Source organism: Azospirillum sp. UFLA03-27 (genome assembly GCF_059803775.1).
In genome coordinates, this window is record NZ_JAUQTX010000302.1 from 1 (window position 1) to 6,883 (window position 6,883).

The following is a 6,883-nucleotide window of genomic DNA, read 5'->3' on the forward strand; positions in this document are numbered from 1 at the left end:
GGTTTCATCAGCATGGATTGGATCGTCGCCAACACGCCGACGCAGGAGGCGGCCTACTATCTGTGTGGCCCTCGACCGTTCCTGCGCGCTATGGTCGGCGGCCTCGCCGGCCGGGGCGTGCCATTGGGCAGCATCCACTACGAGTTTTTCGGCCCAGCGGACGAACTGCTTGCCGTATGAGGTTTCAGGGCGTGCGCCGATTCAGTTCAGGGGGAACGTCAAGGGCGCGGCGCATGCTGCCTTCCAATTGCCACCATGCGCCTTTGCTCTGCAGGGAGTCACTGTAATGCCTCGAAATCCACGGCGCTCCGCTTTCTTGCAGAAGCATAATCTGGTGTCATTCCTATTGACCCATCTGGCGATTGGGGTCGTGGCCGGCGTTGTCGTTTGCCTCGGCCTTCTCGCGCTGGATGTCGCCAGTCTCCGTACACTGCTCCTTGGCTCCGACTACTGGCTGATCGGTTTCATTCTGCTCTTCGGCTCGGTTTGTGGAACGTTCGGTGGTGTGGCGATGGCGGTCGCCGTGATGAATCTGGGCGACTGGTCCGATCACCCGGATCGGGATTACTGACCCACCCCTGGCATCATCAGGGGACGACCGCCGTGAAGCCGGCGACGATCGGGTTGCCGTGTGGGGTTAAACAGAGGTCCTTGATCGACGGACCCGTCGTCCGGGCTCACGCCGCTCACATGGCCGCGCTCTTCGCGCCCTCCCATCCACCTCGACCTCATGCAACATGAAGTGCATGGCCCTGCGCGTCCAGAACCAGCACCGATTGCCGTGCCCGGTAGCGGAAGGTCACCCGCCTCCGACCATGGTCCACACCCGTTCCCTGTTCATGAACCTGATGGACCATGCCCTTCTTCAGTTCTTCCATGAAGGCGCCCGGTTCGAGGCCAAGGAGCGACCCCACGATCGCAGCGTCAAACACGAGATCTCCAGCTCCGTCCACCTCGGCAACCTGGGTTCCGAGCAGCGCTGTAAGCTGTGGTTGCGTTTCCGTCATGTCCGCCTCGCTTGTCCTTGGAATGATGACCGGAGGGGATCATGACGTGAGGCGTTGTCGCCGTCTTTGCCCAGGGGCAAACGCACGGAAACCGCCCGGTCACCGGCGGCGCACCGTTCGCCATGGCGGCCGCCGGCCTCAACGGGCCTTGGTCGGATCGCCATACTGAACTGGCTGGCCCGTGGCCGGAGCGCTGATCCCGAAGCGACCGGCCATCTGCCGCAGGGCGTCGCGGTCCTTCTGGATGGACACCAGACTGGTGATCGCGAAGGTGGCAAGCTCTCGGTCCGGCGTGTTCGACGCCTCGGTCTGGTAGAGGTCGACGATGCGGTCATGAATGCGAAGCTGCGCCTCAATGTAGCCCTTGGCGAACGCATCGCCCGACGCCCCGGACAGCGCCTTGACGGCGTCCTGCGTCATGCCCTGCTGGGCGTTTGCCGGGTTGGTCACCGCCCCGGCGGCACCGAAGGCGTCGGCGCGCTCCGGCTTCAACTGGTCGGCCGGCGGCAGGGGGCGGGCGGACGAGAGCCGCTTCAAAGACTCACCCAAGGTGGCGTGGGTTTCCGTGATTCCTTTGGCCAGGTTCTTGAACGCGTCGTCCGCCCCCTTCTCCGCCGCGAGACGCCCGAGTTCCGCCTGCCCCTGGCTGGCCACAGCCGCCTCCTTGAGGAAAAGCGCATCCTCGACGGGCAGGGACTGTCCCGGCTGCGGCGGCAGGCGGGGCGTGGTGTCCGGCCGGATGTTGACCTGCGCCCAGGGAGAGCCGGACACCAGGACGGCTCCGAGGATGGCGGCAAGGATGATCCTGAGCATGATGCCTCCTGTTTCTTGAGCGTTCAGCCGGTCAGCTGGCGGTAGATGGCGGGCAGCGCCGCGGGCAGGCGTGCGGCGTGCGGGAAGATGGCGTAGGTGCCGGGGCCGAAGATGTAGGGCAGGTAATCGCGCCCCTTCTCGTCCACCGTGACGCCGAACAGCCGCAGTCCGGCGCGGCGCGCCTCCTGCACCGCCACGCGCGTGTCCTCGATGGCGTAGCGCCCCTCGTAATGGTCCGTGTCGTTCGGTTTGCCGTCGGTCAGCACCAGCAGCAGCCGGTGTGTGTGCGGGCGGTCCTTGAGGAGGGCCGTCGCGTGGCGCAACGCCGCTCCCATGCGCGTGTAGCTGCCCGGCTTGAGCGCCTGGATGCGGCGCACGACGCGGACGTCCAGCCGCTCCTCGAAGTCCTTCACGGTGCGCATGTCCACCCGGTGGCGCCGGTGCGAGGTGAAGGTGAGGATGGCGTGCTCGTCCCCGCAGGCGGTCAGTCCGTGCGTCAACGCCAGCAGAGCCTCCTTCTCGACGTCGAGCACGCGCCGGTCCTCGATGCAGCTGTCGGTGGACAGCGAGACGTCCACCAGCACGCATACCGACAGGTCGCGGGCGACGTTGCGCACCGCCGTGTAAACCCGATCCGATCCGATGCCGCCCGCGCGCCGGTCGGCGACCGAGCGGACCAGAGCCGACAGGTCGAGGTCATCACCGTCGGGCTGCCCGGTCATCACCTGGCGGCGTGGCCGCATCGCCTCGAACTGGCGGCGGACCAGGCGGATGCGGCGCAGCGCGTTGTCGTCGGGCCGCCACTCCTCCCCCTCCAGCGCGGCCGGCTCGGCGATCACGCGGCAATGGTCGGGATGATAGAGACGGCGTTTCCAGTCCCACTCGGGATAGGTGATTTCCGCCCGCAATGGCGCGACGTCGGCGTCCTCGGAGGCCAGATCGAGGTCGAGCTTGAGCTTGGTCGACGCCTTGCGCTCGTGCTGGCCTACGGAGATTTCGTCCAGGTCCTCCGCGGCCTTGCGCGCGCTTTCCTCGTCGTCGTCCTCGACCTTGCGATTGAGGTTGACCATCTCCGCCAGCCCGAGAATCTTCTCGAAGCGGTTCAGCATCAGCGGGTCGTCGCGCCGGGTCTGGTCGTTCTCGCGGCGCTTGGCCCTGCGGCGCTTGCCGTCGCCTTCGGCCCCGGCGCCGCCCTCCTCATCGCTCTCAGGCGAAGCGGCGCCCTCCGGTGGCGCGGAGACCTCTCCCCACAGCGGCACCGGCAGGAAGGGCCGATAGCCGGAGGCGGCGCGGAATCGGTCGAGCGGGACCGTCGCGTCGGTGACCGCGGCCAGCAGGTCCGGATCGGATGGCTCGCCGCTGCCGATGAGCGTTCCTACGAGCGCCTCGACCGCGGCCTCCCGCCCAGGCAGCCGCCGTCTGGGCCGGGCCGCGCGCATGGCTTGGCAGAGCCGGGCGTGGAGCGGGCGCAGACCCGGCCATTCGGCGAGCGCCCGTTGCGTGGCCCGATGGGCCGAACGCAGGCGGACGAGGTCGGCCTGCAGCGGGTCGTCGGGCATCGCCGGAGGCGGTTCGGCCTGGACGAAGAAAGCGGCGAGCCATTCATAGAGCGCCGCGTTGTCGTCGCGGGACGGAAAGATATCGACGCGGTCGGGAAGCTGGAGGGTGACGCCGTCGTAGCGGGCGCGCTCCAACTTTTCCGTCCCGAGACCGAGACGCTGCTTCAGACCGAGACGATGCCCGGAGGTTTCGGCGGAGGTCCCGGCGATGCGAACGGCGCCGGGGCCGCCGAGCGCCCGAAACAGCACGCCGAGGCGCGCGCGCATCTCGTCCAGACGGACCGCGGCGTCGGGATGACGCGGGTAGGACGCGGCGTCACCGACCAAACGGTGCCACAGGGCTCCGACGAACTCCTCGGGCTCCCAAATCGAGGCCATGCGATCATCCCAGCGTGAGTTCGGCGACCCGAAGCAGCGCCTTCTTGACCTCCGGGTCGTCGGTAAGCGGTTCGATCATCGACGCCAAGATCGCCTCGTCGCGAGGCATGCCGTCGCGGATCAAGGAGGCGCAATACACCAACAACCGGGTCGACACTCCTTCCTCAAGGTCCTGACCCTTGAGCGCGCGCAGGGCGTTGCCCAGCCGCACCAGCGGAGCGACCCTGTCAGCAGGTAACCCGCTTTCCTGGGCAACGATCCCGGTTTCGGCATCGGGCTTCGGGAAGCCGAACTCGATGGCGACGAAGCGCTGGCGCGTGCTGGGTTTCAGCGACTTCAGGATGTTCTGGTAGCCGGGGTTGTAGGAGACGACCAGCATGAACGCCGGCGGGGCCTCCAGCAATTCGCCGGTGCGCTCCAGGGGCAGCAGGCGGCGGTCGTCGGTCAGCGGGTGCAGCACGACGGTGACGTCCTTGCGCGCCTCGACCACCTCGTCGAGGTAGCAGATCGCGCCCTCGCGCACCGAACGGGTCAGCGGGCCGTCGGTCCAGACCGTGTCGCCGCCCTTGAGCAGGTAGCGGCCGGTCAGGTCGGCGGCGGTCAGGTCGTCGTGGCAGGACACCGTGTGAAGCGGACGCCCGAGCCTCGCGGCCATGTGCGCGACGAAGCGGGTCTTGCCGCAGCCGGTCGGGCCCTTGAGCAGCAGCGGCAGCCGGTTGCGGTGGGCGTGCTCGAACAACGCCACCTCGTTGCCGGTGGGGGCGTAGAAGGGGACGGCGCCGCCCGCCATCTCGTGCCGAGAGGAGGCCTCCACCGCCGTCACTCGGCCGGCGCGACGGAAGGCTGGGTGCGGGCGGGCACCCGCCCGCGCGCCGGTCCGAACATCGCGTAGACGAACATGAGGACCGAGATGACCACGAAGATGCCGGAACCCAGGCGCATCCAGTAGAACAAGGCCAACTGTTCCTGGACCTCCATGTAGTTCATGCCCAGCACGCGCTGCAGGTGGACCTGCACGACGCCCGCGAAGGTCAGCGTGAAGGTCATGAAGGCCATGGCCGAGGTCATGATCCAGAAGCTCCACATGTTGAGCACCTGGTTGTAGGGCGCGCGGCCGCGCAGGCTCGGCAGGGCATAGCTGATGATCGCGAGGTTCAGCATCACGTAGGCCCCGAAGAAGGCGAGATGCCCGTGCGCCGCGGTGACCTGGGTGCCGTGGCTGTAGTAGTTCACGAAGGACAGGGTGTGCATGAAGCCCCACACGCCAGCACCGAAGAAGGCCATCACCGGGGTGCCGAGCGTCCACAGGAAAGCGGCCTTGTTCGGGTGGTCGCGCCGCCCCTTCCAGGCCATCGTGAAGGCGAACACGACCATGGCGAAGAAGGGCGCGACCTCCAGCGTGGAGAACAGCGAGCCGATCCACTGCCAATAACCCGGAGCGCCGATCCAGTAGTAATGGTGCCCGGTGCCCAGCAGGCCGGAGAACAGGGCGAGGCCGACAATGGCGTAGAGCCACTTCTCCACGACCTCGCGGTCGACGCCGGTCATCTTGATGACCAGGAAGGCGAGGACCGAGGCCATCACCAGCTCCCACACGCCCTCGACCCACAGATGGACGACGTACCACCAGTACATCTTGTCCAGCGCGAGGTTGGTCGGGTTGTAGAAGGCGAACAGGAAAAAGACCGCGATGCCCCACAACCCGAGCAGGAGGACGTTGGTAATCGCCGTTCTGCGGCCTTTGATCACGGTCAGCGAGACGTTGTAGAGGAAGATCAACGCCGCGACGACGATGCCGATCTTCACCCACAGCGGCTGTTCGAGGAACTCACGCCCCTCGTGGATGCCCAGCGTGTAGCCGACCACCGCGCCCAGCGCGCCGACCATCAGGATGGCCAATTGGGCGTAGGCGAGCACCGGGCTCTCGATGTCGCGCTCCGCCTCCTCCGGGATCAGGTAATAGGCCGAGCCGAAAAAGCCGAGCAGGAGCCACACGATCAGCGCGTTGGTGTGGATCATGCGCAGGATGTTGAAGGGCAGGATCTCGGACAGGAAGTTCGGCAGGACGTAGACGGTCCCGGCGAGCGAGCCGACCAGCACCTGGACGACGAACAGGGCCATCGCGCAGGCGAAGTACCAATAGGCGATGCGTTGGGTCGCGTATTTCATGCCATGCCTCCCCTTCAGCCCGCTTGGTTCGGTGGCCAGCCTTGCGTGTCGATGCGGCTGGTCCATTCGAGGAAGTCGACGAGGTCGTTGAGTTCCGCGTCGGTCAGGTTGAACTGCGGCATCTGGCGGCGCCCCTCGACCCCGCTGGGCTGCGACTGCATCCAGGCGATCAACGCCGTGCGCGCGCCTTCGGCGTCCTCCCGCCCGCCGTAGCGGACCCAGACGTTGCCGAGCTCCGGGGCGAAGTAGGCACCCTCACCAAGCAGCGAGTGGCAGTTGATGCAGGCGTTCCTCTCCCACACGTGCTTGCCGCGTGCGACGCTCTCGGACAGCGTGGCCTCGTCCGTGCTGGTCGTTCGAATGTAGTAGTGGCTGTGAATCGTCAGGGCGACGAAGGTGACGAAGAAGAAGAGCGACCCGCCGTAGAAGATGTTGCGCGCCGCTGATTTCGTGAATCGCTCGGCCATCACCTCCCCCTGTTATCGTTACACGGTTAGGTTACGTGTCCAGGACCAGTGGAAGCGCAAACAGGACCGTTGGGCCAGTGCGGAAAAGGATAGGAAGGAGCGTCCGAGTGTCCTCGAACGCGGTTCTCGAAGCCGAAGGAAGCGGCATGGCGCGGTGTCCCTGTACGGCGGGATTGCACATTGAGCCGCGGCGGGATGTCGCAGGGCGTTAAGCCGGTGCCATGTTCCCAGCGGGACGGGCAATAGGCCGCCCGGTGGCCTCATCAGAGTTCACCTTGTGATTCGTGGTGATTCTCATAGTTATACGGCCCTTCGTCCCCGCGCTTCCGCACATTCTTTATTGCTGTTGTGATAAAAGCTGGCCAAATGTCGGAGGATTTGTGCATTGCGCTGGCTTCAAATTCTTGACGGTTGTCAAGTAATCGGGGCGTGAAATCCGGGATGTTGGCTTCAGAAGCAACACTCGCCCTGGATTGCATCATGAAAACCA

At 66.1% G+C, this 6,883-nt stretch carries 8 protein-coding genes and 1 pseudogene; 2 read left to right on the forward strand and 7 right to left on the reverse strand.

Features of this window, described 5'->3' with window-relative positions; all coding sequences use genetic code 11:
- Together Q4I23_RS28755 and Q4I23_RS28760 are read left to right on the forward strand one after the other, a co-directional pair.
- A pseudogene (locus Q4I23_RS28755) lies at window positions 1–180 on the forward strand (oxidoreductase); the annotation flags it as partial.
- A 166-nt stretch (window positions 181–346) separates the two neighbouring features.
- Window positions 347–571 carry a hypothetical protein gene (locus tag Q4I23_RS28760; RefSeq protein ID WP_247874577.1) on the forward strand — a complete coding sequence of 75 codons (225 nt, stop codon included), beginning with the start codon at window positions 347–349 and terminating at the stop codon, window positions 569–571.
- A 157-nt stretch (window positions 572–728) separates the two neighbouring features.
- Here Q4I23_RS28760 and Q4I23_RS28765 read toward each other — a convergent pair whose 3' ends face one another.
- From Q4I23_RS28765 to Q4I23_RS28795, 7 genes are all read right to left on the reverse strand, one after another.
- Entirely contained in the window at window positions 729–1,007 is a 279-nt protein-coding gene (locus Q4I23_RS28765; protein WP_498528475.1) for a DUF6522 family protein, read from the reverse strand.
- Between the two features lie 138 nt (window positions 1,008–1,145).
- Window positions 1,146–1,820: a DUF4142 domain-containing protein gene (locus tag Q4I23_RS28770; protein WP_498528476.1), complete on the reverse strand. Its 675-nt coding sequence runs from the start codon at window positions 1,818–1,820 to the stop codon at window positions 1,146–1,148.
- 23 nt (window positions 1,821–1,843) lie between these two features.
- Window positions 1,844–3,757: a nitric oxide reductase activation protein NorD gene (locus tag Q4I23_RS28775; protein ID WP_498528477.1), complete on the reverse strand. Its 1,914-nt coding sequence runs from the start codon at window positions 3,755–3,757 to the stop codon at window positions 1,844–1,846.
- Window positions 3,758–3,761: 4 nt separating this feature from the next.
- Window positions 3,762–4,547 carry a CbbQ/NirQ/NorQ/GpvN family protein gene (locus Q4I23_RS28780; RefSeq protein WP_498528480.1) on the reverse strand — a complete coding sequence of 262 codons (786 nt, stop codon included), beginning with the start codon at window positions 4,545–4,547 and terminating at the stop codon, window positions 3,762–3,764.
- Between the two features lie 29 nt (window positions 4,548–4,576).
- Entirely contained in the window at window positions 4,577–5,926 is a 1,350-nt protein-coding gene (locus Q4I23_RS28785) for a cbb3-type cytochrome c oxidase subunit I (protein ID WP_498528478.1), read from the reverse strand.
- A 14-nt stretch (window positions 5,927–5,940) separates the two neighbouring features.
- On the reverse strand, window positions 5,941–6,393 hold the full coding sequence (locus Q4I23_RS28790) for a c-type cytochrome (RefSeq protein WP_109069058.1): 453 nt from the start codon (window positions 6,391–6,393) through the stop codon (window positions 5,941–5,943).
- Window positions 6,394–6,656: 263 nt separating this feature from the next.
- A partial coding sequence (locus Q4I23_RS28795; RefSeq protein ID WP_498528479.1) for a hypothetical protein occupies window positions 6,657–6,883 on the reverse strand: 227 nt, incomplete at its 5' end.